The sequence below is a fragment of the Bosea sp. 124 genome, from assembly GCF_003046175.1.
Taxonomy (GTDB): Bacteria; Pseudomonadota; Alphaproteobacteria; order Rhizobiales; family Beijerinckiaceae; genus Allobosea.
In genome coordinates this window covers 2280859-2297321 of the sequence record NZ_PZZM01000001.1, presented here as the reverse complement: position 1 = coordinate 2297321, position 16463 = coordinate 2280859, and the positions used below count along the sequence as shown (strand labels likewise).

Here is a 16463-nt window from a genome sequence, read left to right as displayed (position 1 = left end):
CCCTCCAGGAGCCCCCCATGAAGAAGCCGAGCAAGCCCGTGAAGCTGTCCGACCTCGCCATCGCCGAGGAGCCGGCCGATGCCGCCCTTCTCGAGACCGGAGCCGGCGACACCGAGGCGCCGGAGAGCGACGAGGCGCCCGGCGTCGCGAGCGACCCGCTCAATCTCGACGCCGTGCTGCGCATCCCGGTGACGATCCAGGTCGTCCTCGGCAGCGCCACCATGCAGGTCGCCAATCTGATGAAGCTGCGCCGCGGCGCCGTCGTGCCGCTCGACCACCGCGTCGGCGAGCCGGTCGATGTCGTCGTCAACGGGCGCATCGTCGCGCGCGGCGAAGTCGTGATCGTCGAGGACGACAACAGTCGCTTCGGCGTGTCGCTGACCGAGATCGTCGGCGTCCAGGCCAAGTTCGAAGAGTGAGGCCAGGACAGTCGATGACGGGGACCGCGAAAGACAACCGGGGCAGCGCCGCGACGGCGTCCGTCCTGACGAGGCCGTCCCAGCTCGGCGGCGCCGGCAAGGCGGCCGTGCTGGTGCTCGCGATGGGCAAGCCGCTCGCCGGGCGCATGCTGAAGCATCTCGACACGGGCGAGGTTCGCGCGCTGATGCGCCGCGCCGCCGAACTCGGCCCGGTCGCCGCCGACGACATCGCCGATCTGGTCGACGAGTTCAGCGATCAGTTCTCGCGCGGCATGAACCTGGTCGGGTCGCCGAGCGAAGTCCAGAAGCTGCTCACCGGCGTGCTCCCGCCCGAGGAGATCACCGAGATCATCGGCGAGACCGCGGAAGCCGCCAACCGCTCGATCTGGGACCGCATCTCGCAGATGCCCGAGAGCGCGCTCGCGGGCTATCTCGCCAAGGAGCATCCGCAGACCGCCGCCTATGTGCTCTCCAAGCTGAAGCCCTCCTGCGCCTCGCGGGTGATGACGCAGTGGCCGGCCGACAAGCGCCACGAGCTGATGCGCCGCATGCTCAACCTCAAGCCCGTGGCCGAGCAGCCCGGCGCGATCGTCGAGAAGGCGCTCTATGAGGGCTTCACCCTCAACCTGGCGCGCAACAAGGGCGCCGACACCCATGCCCGCATGGCCGACATCCTCAACAAGATGGACAGCCACGACATGGAGGAGGCGCTGGGCAGCCTGCAGCGCATCAGGCCGGAATCGGCCGAGATGCTGAAGGGCCTGCTCTTCACCTTCGATGATATCGTCAAGCTCTCGGCACGTGCCCGCATGGCGATCTTCGATCAGGTGCCGACGGACCGGCTCGTGCTGGCACTCAAGGGCACCGAGGCCGTGTTCAGGGACCAGATCCTGTCCTCGCTCGCCGCCCGCGCCCGGCGCATCGTGCAGCAGGATCTCGAGAACGGCGAGCCTGCGCTCCAGCGCGAGGTCGTCGATGCCCGCCGCGCCATCACCGACGTCGCGCTCGAAATGGCGAGCCGCGGCGAGATCGAGCTCAACCCCGAGCGCGAAGAGAGCGCTTACTTCCAGTGAGCAATCCATCTCCAGCGAGCAGGTGACGAGCATTGTCCGATCAGGAGGACCAGGAGAGCAAGACCGAGGAAGCGTCCGAAAAGAAGATTCGCGACGCGGTCGAGCGTGGCAACACGCCCTCCTCCAAGGAGGCGCCGATCTTCGCCAGCATCGCGGCGGCGCTGATCGGCTTCGTCTTCCTGGTTCGCGCCGGCGTCGGCGAAATGACGCGCCTCCTCTCGGGTCTCCTCGGCGATCCGGCGGGGTTCGACATCTCGACCAGCGCCAACACGGCGACGCTCCTCGTCCATATGGCGATGCAGGTCGGCCAGTTCCTCTGGCCGCTGCTCGCCCTCTTCCTGGTCTTCGGCCTGAGCGCGGCCTTCCTGCAGCACCCGCCCCAGCTCGCGCTCGAGCGGATCGCGCCGCAATGGTCGCGGCTCTCTCCCGCCAAGGGTTTCACGCGCATCTTCGGTCGCCAGGGTTTCGTTGAATTCGGCAAATCGCTGGCCAAGTTCGCCGCCATCACGGTGACCGTCTGGCTCATCCTCAAATCGGACAAGAACACGGTGGTGACGGCCATGCTGCGGGACCCCAGCGCGATACCGGAGCTGATCCTGACGATCGCGATCCGCCTGCTCTCCGCGACCTGCGTGGCGACGATCGTCATCGTCGCGGTCGACCTCGTCTGGACGCAGAAATTCTGGCGGCGCTCGCTGCGCATGACCAAGCAGGAGGTCAAGGACGAGCACAAGCAGGCCGAGGGCGACCCGATCCTGAAGTCGCGCCGCCTCTCGCTGGCCCGCGACCGCGCCCGCAACCGCATGATGGCCGCCGTGCCGCGGGCCACCGTCATCATCGCCAACCCGACGCATTACGCAGTCGCGCTGCGCTATGTGCAGGAGGAGGGCGGCGCGCCGCTCGTGCTCGCCAAGGGCACCGACCTGATCGCGCTGAAGATTCGCGAGATCGCCGAGGCCAACGACATCCCCGTCATCGAGGACCGCATGCTGGCCCGTTCGCTCCACGCCGCCGTGCAGCTCGACCAGATGATCCCGCCGGAATTCTACAAGGTCGTCGCCGAGCTGCTCTGCCTGGTCTATGCGCGCAAGGCGGCTTGAGGGGCAGGGCAAGCCCCTTCTCGCATCAGTATTCGGCGTAGATCTCGATGATGTTGTTCTCGGGATCGCGAAAGAACAGCGTCCGGTGCCGCCAGTTCGGCAGATCGGTCGGCCCCCTCAGGATCGGCACATCCTTGGCGACCAATTCCGCATGACAGGCATCGACTGCGGGCGGCGAAACACGAAAAGCGAGCTGGATCGCCGCGGCTTCGGGCGCCGACGGTCCATCGTCGCACACGCTCCAGACACCGCGCGGCCGCAAGGCCAGCAACGCCGCACCGACGCGGAAGCTGACCCAGTTCTCCAGATCGACCTCGATCGGAAACTGCATCACGTCGCGGTAGAAGGCACGCGTCTCTTTCATCCTGCTGCACAGGATCACCGTGTAGTCGAGATTGCCGATTCCACCCAGGCTCATGCAGCCCTCCTGTCGCGCCAGCCTCGCGCAAGCTACGCCAGCTACACCCAAATGCATGGAAGGTTGACCGATCCGATGGGTGCGTCCCACACGGTCAAAGGCATGAAGCCGCCCTGCCATCCCGGTTAAAGCCCGGAATGTTCCCCAACAATCCCTTCCAGATTGAGGAACATCATCATGACCAGCCTGCTCACCAACACCTCCGCCATGACAGCGTTGCAGACGCTGACCATGACCAACAAGAACCTCGCCCAGTCGCAGAACCGCATCGCGACCGGCCAGCGCGTCTCGACCGCTTCCGACAACGCCGCGTACTGGTCCATCGCCACCACGATGCGCTCGGACAACAAGGCTCTCGGCGCGGTTCAGGACGCTCTTGGCCTCGGCGCCGCGACCATCGACACGATGTATACCGGCCTGAACGGCACGGTCGAAGTCGTCTCGGAGATCAAGGCCAAGCTCGTCGCCGCCCGTACCCCCGGCGTCGATCGCGACAAGATCCAGAGCGAAATCGGCGAACTCCAGAAGCAGCTCAAGAACACGGCCGATTCCGCGGTGTTCAACGGCGAGAACTGGATCTCGGTCGACTCGACGGCTTCGAGCTACAACGCGACCAAGTCGGTCGTCTCGTCCTTCTCCCGCGCCGGTGGCCAGGTGCAGGTCGATACGGTCACCGTCGACCTGAACGCGATCAAGCTCTACGACGCCAATCTGGACACGGGCTATACCGCCCAGACGTTCCCGACGGGCACGACGGCGGCGCGCGACCCTCTGCTCGACGTCGGCGGCAACATCACCGTCACGGTTGGTGCGGCTCCCGCGCTCAACATCGCGGTGGCGGCCGGGACCTCCCTGAAGGACATCGCCAGGGAGATCAACAAGCTCGGCGTCGAGGGTCTGTCGGTCGGCATCAACACCGCCGGTGACGCCCTTGCGTTCAAGAGCCGCAACGACGAGGACGTCGTCATCGACGCCAGCGTCGCCGGTCTCGGTGGCGCCGTCACGATGACCGCGCTGGCCACCCCGGCCGACACGGAAAAGGGCATCCTCGACAAGACCTACGATGCCTATACCGGCGCGGCCTGGGAGACGTTCTCCGTCGCCGATATCGACATCGGCAAGCTGACCGACAACGCCACGGACCTCGCCAAGCTCGAGACCTACATCTCGGCGGTGGACGATGCCCTCGGCACGATCACCGATGCCGCCACCAACCTCGGCGCCATCAAGAACCGCATCGGCCTGCAGCAGGACTTCGTGAAGGCCCTGAAGGACTCGCTCGATCGCGGTATCGGCCAGCTCGTCGATGCGGACATGAACGCCGAATCGACCCGCCTCCAGGCTCTGCAGACGCAGCAGCAGCTCGGCATCCAGGCGCTGTCGATCGCCAACGCCGGCAGCCAGAGCATCCTGTCGCTCTTCCGCGGCTGACGCGAACGGCACAAGGCTACGCCAGACAGGGCCACGCTCCTCGCGGAGCGTGGCCTTTTCGCGTTCCGGCGGCGCCGCGTCGTGGAGATGACCCGCCTCCGCAATGCCCGCGCAAGGCTGGGCAAGCACACTCCCAATCGTAACGTCCAGCCTTTGAAGGAACGACGATGCCGGGCCGCCAGTATGCTGAAGAGATTTGGCTCAACCTCCAGCAACTCGGACACAAGCGTCTGGCGGCGCTGGCCGCGATCGGGCTCTTCGTCTTCGCCGCGATCGGCATCAGCGCCTATTATCTCAGCCGCCCCGAGATGTCGGTTCTCTATAGCGGCCTGCAGCGCGAGGACGTCAACCGGATCGGCGCCGCCCTGCAGGAATCCGGCGTCGTCTTCGACGTGAATTCGGAGGGCACGCAGGTCCTGGTCAAGCCGTCGCAAGCGGCACAGGCGCGCATGCTGCTCGCCGAGAAGGGCTTGCCGCGCAGCGCCAGCGGCGGCTACGAACTCTTCGACAAGCTCGGCTCGCTCGGCCTGACCTCCTTCATGCAGGAGATCACCCGCGTCCGCGCCATGGAAGGCGAGCTGGCCCGCACGATTCAGCTCATGCGCGGCGTCAAGGCGGCGAGCGTCCATCTCGTCCTCGCCGACAAGGGCTCCTTCCGCCGCGACCAGCAGCCGGCCTCCGCCAGCGTCGTCGTACGCACCGAAACCTCCGGCGCCGGCAATGTCGCCCAGGCGATCCGCCATCTCGTCGCCTCGGCCGTGCCCGGCCTTTCGACCGAGAAGGTCACGGTGCTGAACACCGACGGCACCCTGCTCGCCACCGGCGGCGAGCCCGGCCAGATGGCCTCCTCCAAGCTCGCCGGGCTGCAGCAGAACGTCAATCGCGAGATCCAGGACAATGTCCGCAAGGCGCTGACGCCCTATCTCGGCCTCGAGAATTTCGAGATCAGCGTCGCCACCGATCTGAACACAGACCGCAAGGAGACCAGCGAGACGGTCTTCAACCCGGATTCGAAGGTCGAGCGCTCGGTGCGCGTGGTTCGCGAGAACGACACCTCACAGAACGCCGCGACGCAGGATCCCACCACGGTCGAGCAGAACGTGCCCGAGCGGGCGGTGCGCGCCGATGGCGGCCAGCGCTCGAGCGAGGAAAAGCAGCGCCGCGAGGAGCTGACCAATTACGAGATCTCCTCGAAGAAGACGCAGACCGTCAGCGACGGCTATTCGATCGCTAAGATGTCGATCGCCGTGCTGATCAACCGGCCCCGTCTGATCGAGTCGCTGGGCGCCGCGCCGTCGCCGGAGCTGATCGACGCCCGTCTGGAGGACGTCCGCCAGGTCGTCGCCTCGGCCGCCGGCATCAACGGCCAGCGCGGCGACAACATCAAGGTCCTCGCGGTCGACTTCCTGCAGGGCAGCCGGACGCTCGAGCCGACGGCACCTGTCGGCATCGGCGAGGCGCTGCTGCGCCAGTCCGGCACGCTGATCAACGCCGTGACGATCCTCGGGCTTGCGGCGCTGATCATCTGGTTCGGCCTGCGTCCCTCGATCAACGCCATCCTCAAGCGCCCGGCCCCGCCGGCTGTGACCACCCTCGCCGACGAGGCCGGCGTCACCGGCATCGATCCGCAGCTCCAGATCGCCGGAGCGGACATCGGGCTCAATCTGATCGGCGATCTGACCAATGCCTCGCAGCGCTCGCCGCTCAGGAAGCTGGAACAGCTCATCGACTTCAACGAGGCCCAGGCCGCCGCGATCCTCAAGCAGTGGATTCATGAGGGAGAGCGCGCGTGAAGCACCGTCCGGCCGGAGACTTCATCCCGAACTTCGATCTCGATGAGACCGACATCGCCGACATCGCCGCGGCGGTGACGACAGCCGCCGAGCCGGCGGAAATCGAGCTGCCGTCCTTCCTGCCCAGGACGCCGCGCGAGCCACCTCCGGATCTCGACGCGATCTTCGCGGCAGGCCGGCAGGCGGGTCTCGCCGAGGCCCGGGCCGACACCGAGGCGCAGATCGCGCGCCTGCAGCAGGAGGCGGCGGCGGCGCTCGAACAAGCCCGCCAGAGCTGGGCGGACGACGTCGCGGCCCGGCTGGTGACAGAGGTTCCGACCGCCTTCCAGGCGCTCGGCGACAGTCTCGCCGATGCGACGGGGCGCCTGCTGCGCCCCTTCCTGGAAAGCGAGATGCGCGATGCCGCCAGCCGCGCGCTGATCGACCAGATCCGCCCGCTTATCGCGGGCGAGGATGGCATGCTGATCCGCGTCAGCGGCCCGGCGATCCTGCTGGAAACGCTGCGCCACGTCTTCCCGGCCGGTTGCGCCGTGGAATTCGTCGAAAACGACGCCACCGATGTCAGCATCGTGGCAGGCGAGACCGCCATCGAGACCCGCATCGAGGCCTGGGTCGCCAGGCTCGAAGGCAGGGGTCCCGACCGGCGCCGCCGGCGCCCGGCCTGACGCCGCCGCTGTCGCGCCAGAACCGGAAACGAGCGATCATGGACAACAACCGTCAGGATATCATCATCGTCCGGCGCGGCGCGGGCCGACCGACGGAGCAGCTCAAGGGCGGCGTCTGGAAGATCGCGCATGCCGACTTCATGACGGCGATGATGGCGCTGTTCCTGGTGCTCTGGCTGGTGAACTCGACCAATCGCGAGACGCGCACGACGGTCGCCCAGTATTTCAACCCGATCAAGCTCTCGGACACCACCTCCGACCGCAAGGGCGTCCGCAATCCGCAGGATGCCGAGCCGGGCGAGGTCGACAGCACCAGCCGCCATGACGGCGACGAGGTCGGCGCCGCCAAGACCGGCTCCGACCGGCGCCCGAGCGCCTCCCTCAAGGATGCCAACCAGGGCAAGGCGGCCTTCGAGGACCCCTACGCCGTCCTGGCCGAAGTCGCCGCCGCCAAGCCCGAGCCCGGCTCCGACAGGGCCTCGACCCTGACGCTCGGCGCCACCGGCAAGCCCGGCATGAATGGCGGCGAGGCGCTGCGCGACCCCTTCGATCCGAATTTCTGGCGCCAGACGCCGCAGACCGACAAGCCCAGCCGTCAGGACGCCTTTGCCGGCGATGCCGCACCGGCCGCCCCGACGGCGACGGCGCCTGTGGCCCAGCCCGCGACCCAGCCTCTCGCCCCATCCCTTGCCCCATCTCTTGCCCAAGCGGCGACAGCGCTCGAGACACCTGCTCCGGGACAGGCCGGCAACGCCGCCACGGCCGGGATCGCCCCGGCCTCCGCGTTGCCGATGTCGCCGCGCCCGGCTGCGGGCGAAGCGGCGCCTGCCGCGCAGGCCGGCACCGCGCGGCCCCGGAGCGACGATGCCGTCGCTGCCGCCATCGCCTCGGCCATTGCCGCCGGCAAGGCGCCCGGCCAACGCAGCGACCAGCCGCAGGTCGATGTCCGCCAGACCGATGAGGGCGTGCTGATCAGCCTCACCGACAACGCCAATTTCGGCATGTTCGGCATCGGCTCGGCCGAGCCGCACCCGCAAACCGTGGAAGCGATGCAGCGCATCGCCGCCGTCCTGAACCAGCGCGAAGGCGCCATCGTCATTCGCGGCCACACCGATGCACGCCCGTTCCGCGACGGACGCAGCGACAACTGGCGGCTCTCGACAGCGCGTGCGCACACCGCGCAGGACCTGCTCGTCCAGGGCGGCATCAACCAGGCCCGCATCGAGCATATCGAAGGCCATGCCAGCCGCAGGCCGCGCGCCGGGGACCCCAACGCCGCCGAGAACCGCCGCATCGAGATCCTGATCCGGGAGAAGCGGCCATGATGCGCCTCGCCTCCCTGCGCATCGCCTCCCTCTGCCTCGCCGCCGTGCTCTGCCTCGCCGCGCCTGCCGCCCAGGCGCAGACCGAGGCAGCCCCTGCGGCTCCCGCGCCGGCACCGCCTTATCAGCTCGTGCGCACCTTGCAGTCGCTCCAGAACGAGGCGGCGGCGGGAAACCGTGCGGCCCATGCCGCACAGGGCAAGCTGCTGCTCGATCTCGAACAGGCCATGCTGGCCCAGCCAGCCTCAGCCTGGGACGATCCCCGCAACACGCGTGCCGCCGTCCAGTATGTGCTGAGCGGCGGACAGCCGGGCGTGCTGGCCGACATCCTCAAGCACGGCGAGCCGGCGGGTCTGCCCAAGGGGCTCGCCGAAGGCGCGCTCGCCTATGTGATGGGCGACACCGGCCAGGCACGGGCGCTGCTGATGTCGCTCGATCCGGCCGGCCTGCATGAATCGCTCGCGGGCCACCTCGCCTTGGTCCAGGCCACGCTGATCCTGCGCAACGACCAGAAGCGCGCCCTGCAATTGCTCGACCAGGCCCGGCTTCTGTCGCCAGGCTCGCTCGTCGAGGAAGGAGCGTTGCGGCGCGCCGTCTTCATCGCGGCCGAGATCAACGATCTCGACCGGCTGGAGAAGGCGACCGCCCAGTACATGCGTCGCTTCGACCGCTCGGTCTATGCCGAGAATTTCCGTCAGGCCTTCGCGACCGGACTGGTGCGTTTCGACATCGGCCGCGATCCGGAGAAGTTCCCCCGGCTCATCGCCACGCTGCGCGCCTTCGACCGCGAGCAGCAGCGCGCCGTCCTCCTGATCATCGCCCGCGACGCCCTGATCCGCGGCCGCTTCGAGCAGGCGCGCCGCGCGGCCGAAGAGGTGGCGCGGATTCCCGGCGCCGACCAGGCCACGATCGCGCGTGCCTCGCTCTACAGGGCGGCCTCGCGCATCGGCTTCGACAAGGCCGACGGCGCGCTCGAGACGCTGAGGAAGATCGACGCGAATCGGCTCCCGCCTGCCGAGAAGGAGATCCTGCAGACCGCCTTGCGCGTCGCCTCGCATATCGTCGACGTGCCCGCCGGCATCACCCAGACCCCGACCGGCACGCCCGAACCCGCCGATCTCGATCCGCGCATGAAGCGCATCGTCGCCGCCGCCGAACGCAGCCTCGCGGACGCGCACGCCCTGCTGGACGGATCGAGCCCGGGAGAGGCCAAGATGGGAGAGGCCAAGCCATGAGCAATCTCGAGACACCTTTCCTGCCACCGGGCCGGGCCCCCGGAGCGGCCGGCGCGGAGGCCGCGAAGAACCCGAAGACCCGCCTGATGCCGGGCGGCCGGGACGAGCGCGGCCAGGCTTTCCGCAACCTGCTCCAGAACCTCGACAAGACGACCGGCAAGGCCGCCTCCCCGATGCCGGGAAAAGCGGCCGATGCCGCTCCCGCCGAAGCTGGCGAGAGCGCCGAGGGGCAGGCTGCGGAGCTGCTGCCGGACGCGCTGGTCCCGACCGTCCAGACCGAACCCGCCGCAGGCGCCAGCGACGCCGCCCGCCTGCTGCTCGGCGCCCTCCAGGCGCCAGCACCCGGCGCCCGGCCCGACGGCCGCAAGGAGCCGGGTCCCAGGCGCGACGCTTTCGCCACATTGAACAGCGCGCTCGCCAAGGCGGGGACGGGCATGCCCGCCGACAAGGCCGCAGGCGCCGTCGGACCGGCGGCCGGCGAGCCGGGCATCGCCCTGCCCAGCGATAAAGCCGCCCCGGCGGAACTGCCCGGCATCGCGGGACTGGCCGATCTCGCCGGTCTGACGGAAGCGGTGGAAGCTGCTCCCGCCAGGGCCGGGGCCGCCGCCGGGGACGTCGCTCCCGAAACGCCGATGACGATCACCGTGGTTCGGCAGGAGACGCATCTCCCGCCCGTGCTGCGCCTGTCGCCGCTCCAGCAGGTGACCGAGCCGATCCGCCAGGCTGCGGCCGAACTCACCGGCGCGCGGGCCGATGCCGTGCCGGACCTGCACGCCGACAGACCTGCCGGCATCGCCGAGCCGACCAAGATCCTGCACATCCAGCTCGCCCCGGTCGAACTCGGCAGCATCACCGTCAAGCTGCGGATTTCGCAGGGCGGCATGGAGATCAGGCTCGAGGCCAGCCGCGCCGAGACGGCCCAGATGCTCGCCAATGATCGCGATGCCCTGCGCGAGATCGTCAAGGCGAGCGGCTATGCGCTCGATCAGGTCTCGGTCGAGACCGTCCATGTCGACATAGCCACGCCCGACCCCCGGCCCGGTGGGCAGGGCCATGCCCGGGACACGGGCGCCGACGACCGCTCGGGCGCCCGCGAGGGGCGCGGCTTCGATCAGTCCCGCGAGCGCCAGGACGGTCGGCGTGAGGACCGCGAGCCGCAGTCCCATGACAGGCGGCAAGATGCGACAACCAGCAAGGAGGAATCCCATGAGCCGCGCGAGCGCAGCCGCCCTGGGCGCAATTCTGATCGCTATCTCTAGCTTCGCGACGCCGGCCGCCGCGCAGACCGTGTGCGAGGAGCACATGATCCGCGTTTCCAAGGCCTACGACATCCCCGTCGGCGTGCTCTACTCGGTCGGGCTGACCGAAAGCGGCCGCCGCAATTCGCTGCAGCCCTATGCGCTCAACATCCATGGCCGCACCTTCTTCGGCGCGACCAAGGAGGACGCCGTTGCCGAGTTCCAGGCCTCGCGCGCCAAAGGCAAGAAGCTGATCGACATCGGCTGCATGCAGATCAACCACCACTATCATCGTGACCAGTTCCCCAGCCTCGACGCCATGTTCGACCCGGCCCTGAACGTCGAGTATTCCGCGAAGTTCCTGAAGCGGCTGAAGGCCCGTCACGACACCTGGACCATGGCGGTGGCGCGCTACCATGCCGGGCCGCACAACAACCCGGCCCAGCAGCGCTATGTCTGCACCGTGATCCGCAACATGGTCGCGACCGGCTTCGGCCAGTGGACCGACAATGCGCGCTCCTTCTGCGGGGCCAAATACGCAGCCTCGTGAGCAGGCTCCAGCCAGACCTGCCGATACGCCTCAGCGCAGGAACAGCCGGAAGCGCTGCAGCGAGACGAAGAACAGCGCGCAGCCGATCGCGATCAGCGCGAGCAGTTGCGGCCAGACCACGTCGAGCCCGGCGCCGCGATAGAGCACCGCCTGCGCCAGCATGACGAAATGCGTGTTCGGCGCCGCGAGCATGATCGTCTGCACGATCTCCGGCATGCTTTCGCGCGGGGTCATGCCACCCGAGAGCATCTGCAGCGGCAGCAGCACCATCATCAGTAGCAGGCCGAACTGCGGCATCGAGCCCGCCACGCTCGCGAGGAAGATGCCGAGCGACGTCGTGGCGAAGAGCAGCAGCGCCGCCCCGAGCAGGAACAGCGCGACGCTGCCCTGGATCGGAACCGCCAGCAGGCCCTGCACCACGACGATCAGCGAGAAGGCGGACGCCACCAGCACCACCAGCCCCATCGACCAGACCTTGCTGGTCATGATCTCGAAGGGCGTCACCGGCATCGCCAGCAGATGCTCGATCGTGCCGTGTTCGCGCTCGCGGATCAGCGCGGCGCCTGTCAGCACGATTGAGAGCATGGTGATGCTCAGCACCACGTTCATGATCGCGCCGAACCAGCCCTTGTTGAGTTCGGGGTTGAACCGCGAGCGCAGCACGAGCTCGACCGGCAGCACCGTGGCCGAGCGGTAGCGCTGGCTGAACTCGGCGATCTCGGAGCCGACGATGCTCTGGATGTAGCCGCTGCCGCTGAAGGCCTGGGTCATCCGGGTCGCGTCGATATTGAGCTGGATCGTCGGCTTGCGCCCGGCCAGCAGGTCGCGCTGGAAATTCGGCGGGATGTCGAGCGCGAACGTGTCGAGCCCGCTATCCATCCGCCGGTCCATCTCGGCCGCGCCGATCAGGCGCGGCGGCGCGAAATAGGGCGGGTAAAAGGCTGTGACGATGCGCGACGAGAGCGGCGAGCGATCCTCGTCGACGATGGCGATCGAGGCGCGGTTGAGCGTCTCGGGCATGGCACGCGTCTGGACATAGACCGCCAGCGTGAAGCTGTAGACGATCAGCACCACGAGCGTCGTGTCGCGCAGCAGGCCGCGGATTTCCTTGATCCCGAGGTGCAGGATGTTCGACAGGCGCATCGCTCAGTTCGCCTGCTTCTTGAGGAGAAAGGTGGCGAGCCCGAGAAGCACCGGCACGGCGATCAGGAGCGGAATGAAGGAGCCGACGAGGTCGCCGAAAGCGAGCCCCTTGGAGAAGGTGCCGCGCGAGATCGTCATGAAATGCGCGGTCGGATAAATCCGCCCGACCAGCGCGCCGGCGCCCTGCAGCGACGAGACCGGGTCGGTCATTCCCGAAAACTGCGTCGCCGGAAGAATGGTCAGGATCGCCGTCCCGAAGATCGCCGCGATCTGGCTCGTCATGAAGCTCGAGATCAGCAGACCCATGGCGGTCGCGGCGACCACATAGATCAGCGCCGCCGCCGCGAAGGTCAGGACATCGCCATTGAACGGCACCCTGAAGGCGAGGATGGCGAAGGCCGTCAGCAGCACGGCATTGAGCATGGCGAGCCCGATATAAGGCAGCTGCTTGCCGAGCAGGAATTCGAACCGCGTCACCGGCGTGACATAGAGATTGATGATCGAGCCGAGCTCCTTCTCGCGCACCACGCTGAGCGCGGCCAGCATCGCCGGGATCAGCAGCAGCAGCAGCGGGATCACGGCCGGGACCATGGCGACGAGGCTCTCGACATTGGGATTGTAGCGGAACCGGGTTTCGATCCGGAACGAGGCGGCGGCGGCCTTGTCGCCCAGGATCGTGCGCGCCTTCTGCGTCAGCCAGGCCGCATGCATGCCCTGGACATAGCCCTGGACGGTCTCGCCCCGCTGCGGCATGGCGCCGTCGATCCAGGCGCCGATCTGGACGCCATGGCCCCGCGCCAGGTCACGCCCGAAGCCCGGCGGAATCTCGATCGCCAGGCTGAGCTCGCCACGGCGCATGCGGCGGTCGAGATCGGCATAATCGGCGATCGGCGCCTGCTCGACGAAATAGCGCGACCCCGAGATGCCGAGCACATAGTCGCGGCTGACCGTCGACTGGTCGTGGTCGAGAACCGCGAAGGAGAGTTTCTCGACATCGAAATTGATGCCATAGCCGATCACGAACATCAGCAGCACGCTGCCGAGCAGTGCCAGCGTCGCCCGGATCGGGTCGCGCCGCAGCTCGAGCGTCTCGCGCCGGGTGTAGCTCAGCATCCGGCGCAGATCGAAGAACCGCCGCTTCGGCAGTGCGGCAGCCGCAACCGCCGCGACGACAGCGACCGCCGGGTGCGGAACGCCCGACGGCTCCGGCGGCCCGGCCTCGCCGATCGCCTCCTCGAGATAGGCGACGAAGGCATCCTCCAGCGTGGCGCTGCCGCGTCTGGCGACGATGGCATGAGGCGTGTCGCTGACCAGGACCTTGCCGGCATGCATCAGCGAGATGCGGTCGCAGCGCTCCGCCTCGTTCATGAAATGGGTCGAGATGAAGATCGTGACGCCGTCCTGCCGCGAGAGATCGGCGAGGATCTGCCAGAGCCCGTCGCGGGCGATCGGATCGACGCCGGAGGTCGGTTCGTCGAGGATCAGGATCTCCGGCGCATGGATCATCGCCACGGCGAGCGAAAGGCGCTGGCGGACCCCGAGCGGCAGCGCGTCCGGCAGCGCATCCATCACCTGCGAGAGGTCGAAACGGCGCGCCATCTCGGCGATGCGGGCCGCGATGGTGTCGGGCGGCAGCCGGAACAGGCGGGCATGCAGGTCGAGATTCTGCGCGACCGTCAGCTCCGAATAGAGCGAGAAGGACTGGGACATGTAGCCGACGCGCTGGCGCACGCTCATGTCCCTGGGATCGACCTCCTCGCCGAAGAGCCGCGCGCGGCCCTCGCTGGCCGGCAGCAGGCCGGTCAGCATCTTCATCGTCGTGGTCTTGCCGCAGCCATTCGAGCCGAGGAAGCCGAAGATCTCGCCACGGGAAATCCGGAAGCTGACAGTGTCGACGGCGACGAAATCGTCGAAGCGCATCGTCAGCCCCTCGGCCTCGATGGCGGCACCGGCGTCGACCCCGGCGTCCCGCGGCGGGATGACGACGGCATGGTGCAGAAGGCGCTTCGCCTCCGGCAGCAGGGCGATGAAGGCATCGTCCAGCGTGCGCGCGCCGGTCTGCGTTAGCAGATCGCCCGGCGCCCCGGTGGCGAGCACGCGGCCGGCATCCATCGCCACCAGCCAGTCGAAGCGCGCCGCCTCCTCCATATAGGCCGTCGCCACCAGCACGCTCATGCCGGGCCGGCTCGCCCGGATCGCATCGATCAGCTCCCAGAACTGCCGGCGCGACAAAGGATCGACGCCTGTGGTCGGCTCGTCGAGGATGAGCAGGTCGGGGTCGTGGATCAGCGCGCAGCACAGGCCGAGCTTCTGCTTCATCCCGCCCGAGAGCTTGCCGGCCGGGCGGTCGACGAAGGGGCCGAGCCCCGTGCTCTCCAGCAGCTCCGCGATGCGGCGCTGGCGCTCGGCCTTCGCCTGGCCGAAGAGGCGGCCGAAGAAATCGACGTTCTCGAAGACCGACAGCGTCGGATAGAGGTTCTTGCCGAGGCCCTGCGGCATATAGGCGATGCGCGGGCAGGTCGCGCGCCGATGCGCCGCATCCGCCATGTCGCCGCCAAGCACCTCGACATCTCCGTCCTGGATGGCGCGCGCCCCGGCGATCAGCGACAGCAGGCTCGATTTGCCGACCCCGTCCGGGCCGATCAGCCCGACCATGCAGCCCGCCGGCAGGTCGATGCTGACGGCGTCGAGCGCCCGCGTCGCGCCATAGTGCAGCCCAACGCGATCGAGGCGGATGACGGGCCTGCCGGAAACCGCGGCGGAAGCGCTCATTTCAACAGGCCGGCCTGCAGGCGCTCCGGCCACTGCGCCTGCGGATCGAGCCGGACATAGGCCATGCCGGGCAGGCCGGTCTTGACCTGCTGGATGTATTTCCGCAGCAGCGCGGGCGGAATCCGGGCCTTGATCCGGAACATCAGCTTCTCGCGTTCCTCGGCGGTCTCCACCGTCTTCGGCGTGAACTGCGCCACATCGGCGACGAAGGAGACGGCGGCGGGAATCACCCAGCGCGGCGCGGCGTCGAGCACGATCCGCGCCTCCGCGCCCATCGCGACGCGGCCGGCCTGCCCGGTCGGCAGGAAGAAGGTCATGAACACATCGCCGAGATCGACCAGGTTGAGCACGCGTCCGCCCGCCGCGACGACCTCGCCCGGCTGCGCGACGCGGTACTGCACGCGCCCGTCGCGCGGTGCCTTGAGGGCGCTGTCGTCGATATCGGCGTCGATGCGCCGGACCGTCGCCCGCGCGGCGGTGACGGCGGCCTGCGCGCCGACGACCTGCGACGTCGCCGAGCTGATCGCGGCGTCGCTGGCGGCGAGCTGCGCCCTGGCTGCACCGACGGCGGCGGTCGCCCCCTGCGCCCGCGCCCGGTCGTCGTCGAGCACCTGATCGGAGACGTTGCCGCGCTCCGAGAGCTGTTCCGAGCGATGCAGCTTCCGGCGCGCCGCATCGAGCTCGGATTCGCGCTGCGCGACCACGGCGGTCGCGGCGCCCTTCTCGGCCTCGCGCTGCGCCACCAGGCTTCTCGCCGTATCGACCGCGATGACGGCGCGCTCGTACTGGGCCTCGGCTTCGGCACGCTGGGCCTGGAGCTGTTCGGTGTCGATCCGCGCGACGATCTGGCCGGCCGTGACGAAATCGCCCTCATCGGCCAGGATCTCCTTGATTCGGCCGGAGATGCGGGCGGCGACGTCGATCTCGACCGCCTCGATGCGTCCATTGCCGCTGGCGATGCCCTCGGGCAGGTCGCTGGCCTTCAGCCGCTGCCAGGCGAAATAGCCGCCGCCGGCCAGCAGAATGACGACGGCCGGCACCAGCCAGCCACGTTGCGGGGTTTTCATCGGATCGGCCTTCCGCGGACAGGGTGACGGGCCGGCCGCCCGCGCGATTCCGTGGGACCGCAGCGGCCATCTGGTCTGGCTTCGCGCAGCACGGCTTCGCCCGTCGCGTCCTGCGCAGCTTAAGGGTCGGACGATTGGGCACAACCGGCATTGATCGAGGTCAACACGCGCGGCCGTTCGTACCACTAGCGTCGCGACAGCTCGCAGGAGCATGCTCGTCGAAGGCGCGTCGCCCCG

At 68.5% G+C, this 16463-nt stretch carries 14 protein-coding genes; 10 read left to right on the top strand and 4 right to left on the bottom strand.

From position 1 onward, the window contains the following. The first annotated feature begins 17 nt into the window (after positions 1-17). The 3 genes from fliN to C8D03_RS10780 are packed head-to-tail and all read left to right on the top strand — an operon-like array spanning position 18 to position 2592. A complete protein-coding gene (gene fliN, locus C8D03_RS10790) occupies positions 18-419 on the top strand; it encodes a flagellar motor switch protein FliN (protein ID WP_108046258.1) in 402 nt (133 codons plus the stop codon). Positions 420-433: 14 nt separating this feature from the next. Beyond that, positions 434-1492 carry a flagellar motor switch protein FliG gene (locus C8D03_RS10785; RefSeq protein ID WP_108046257.1) on the top strand — a complete coding sequence of 353 codons (1059 nt, stop codon included), beginning with the start codon at positions 434-436 and terminating at the stop codon, positions 1490-1492. Positions 1493-1524: 32 nt separating this feature from the next. Further along, complete coding sequence (locus tag C8D03_RS10780) at positions 1525-2592, top strand: EscU/YscU/HrcU family type III secretion system export apparatus switch protein (protein WP_108046256.1); 1068 nt, start codon at positions 1525-1527, stop codon at positions 2590-2592. A 25-nt stretch (positions 2593-2617) separates the two neighbouring features. Here the strand turns inward: C8D03_RS10780 and C8D03_RS10775 are convergent, their stop codons facing one another. Further along, a complete protein-coding gene (locus tag C8D03_RS10775; protein WP_108046255.1) occupies positions 2618-3010 on the bottom strand; it encodes a VOC family protein in 393 nt (130 codons plus the stop codon). Positions 3011-3187: 177 nt separating this feature from the next. Here C8D03_RS10775 and C8D03_RS10770 point away from each other — a divergent pair, with 177 nt between their 5' ends. The 7 genes from C8D03_RS10770 to C8D03_RS10740 all read left to right on the top strand — a co-directional run bounded on the left by C8D03_RS10770 (position 3188) and on the right by C8D03_RS10740 (position 11244). Then, on the top strand, positions 3188-4441 hold the full coding sequence (locus C8D03_RS10770) for a flagellin N-terminal helical domain-containing protein (RefSeq protein WP_108046254.1): 1254 nt from the start codon (positions 3188-3190) through the stop codon (positions 4439-4441). Between the two features lie 167 nt (positions 4442-4608). Beyond that, positions 4609-6234, top strand: coding sequence for a flagellar basal-body MS-ring/collar protein FliF (fliF, locus tag C8D03_RS10765; RefSeq protein WP_108046253.1), 1626 nt, complete (start codon positions 4609-4611; stop codon positions 6232-6234). Further along, a complete protein-coding gene (locus C8D03_RS10760; protein ID WP_108046252.1) occupies positions 6231-6899 on the top strand; it encodes a hypothetical protein in 669 nt (222 codons plus the stop codon). The genes fliF and C8D03_RS10760 overlap by 4 nt, the downstream gene beginning before the upstream one ends. Positions 6900-6937: 38 nt before the next feature. Further along, positions 6938-8224, top strand: coding sequence for a MotB family protein (locus C8D03_RS10755; RefSeq protein ID WP_108046251.1), 1287 nt, complete (start codon positions 6938-6940; stop codon positions 8222-8224). Next, the gene (locus tag C8D03_RS10750; RefSeq protein WP_108046250.1) at positions 8221-9456 is read left to right on the top strand and encodes a chemotaxis protein MotC; all 1236 of its coding nucleotides are present in this window, start codon (positions 8221-8223) and stop codon (positions 9454-9456) included. The genes C8D03_RS10755 and C8D03_RS10750 overlap by 4 nt, the downstream gene beginning before the upstream one ends. After that, positions 9453-10715 carry a flagellar hook-length control protein FliK gene (locus C8D03_RS10745; protein WP_108046249.1) on the top strand — a complete coding sequence of 421 codons (1263 nt, stop codon included), beginning with the start codon at positions 9453-9455 and terminating at the stop codon, positions 10713-10715. Before C8D03_RS10750 ends, C8D03_RS10745 begins: the two co-directional genes overlap by 4 nt. Next, the gene (locus C8D03_RS10740; protein ID WP_108046248.1) at positions 10663-11244 is read left to right on the top strand and encodes a transglycosylase SLT domain-containing protein; all 582 of its coding nucleotides are present in this window, start codon (positions 10663-10665) and stop codon (positions 11242-11244) included. Before C8D03_RS10745 ends, C8D03_RS10740 begins: the two co-directional genes overlap by 53 nt. 30 nt (positions 11245-11274) lie before the next feature. Here the strand turns inward: C8D03_RS10740 and C8D03_RS10735 are convergent, their stop codons facing one another. The 3 genes from C8D03_RS10735 to C8D03_RS10725 are packed head-to-tail and all read right to left on the bottom strand — an operon-like array spanning position 11275 to position 16226. Next, on the bottom strand, positions 11275-12387 hold the full coding sequence (locus tag C8D03_RS10735) for an ABC transporter permease (protein ID WP_108046247.1): 1113 nt from the start codon (positions 12385-12387) through the stop codon (positions 11275-11277). 3 nt (positions 12388-12390) lie between these two features. Next, complete coding sequence (rbbA, locus tag C8D03_RS10730; protein ID WP_108046246.1) at positions 12391-15159, bottom strand: ribosome-associated ATPase/putative transporter RbbA; 2769 nt, start codon at positions 15157-15159, stop codon at positions 12391-12393. Beyond that, entirely contained in the window at positions 15156-16226 is a 1071-nt protein-coding gene (locus tag C8D03_RS10725; RefSeq protein ID WP_108046245.1) for an HlyD family secretion protein, read from the bottom strand. The genes rbbA and C8D03_RS10725 overlap by 4 nt, the downstream gene beginning before the upstream one ends. Between the last annotated feature and the right edge of the window lie 237 nt (positions 16227-16463).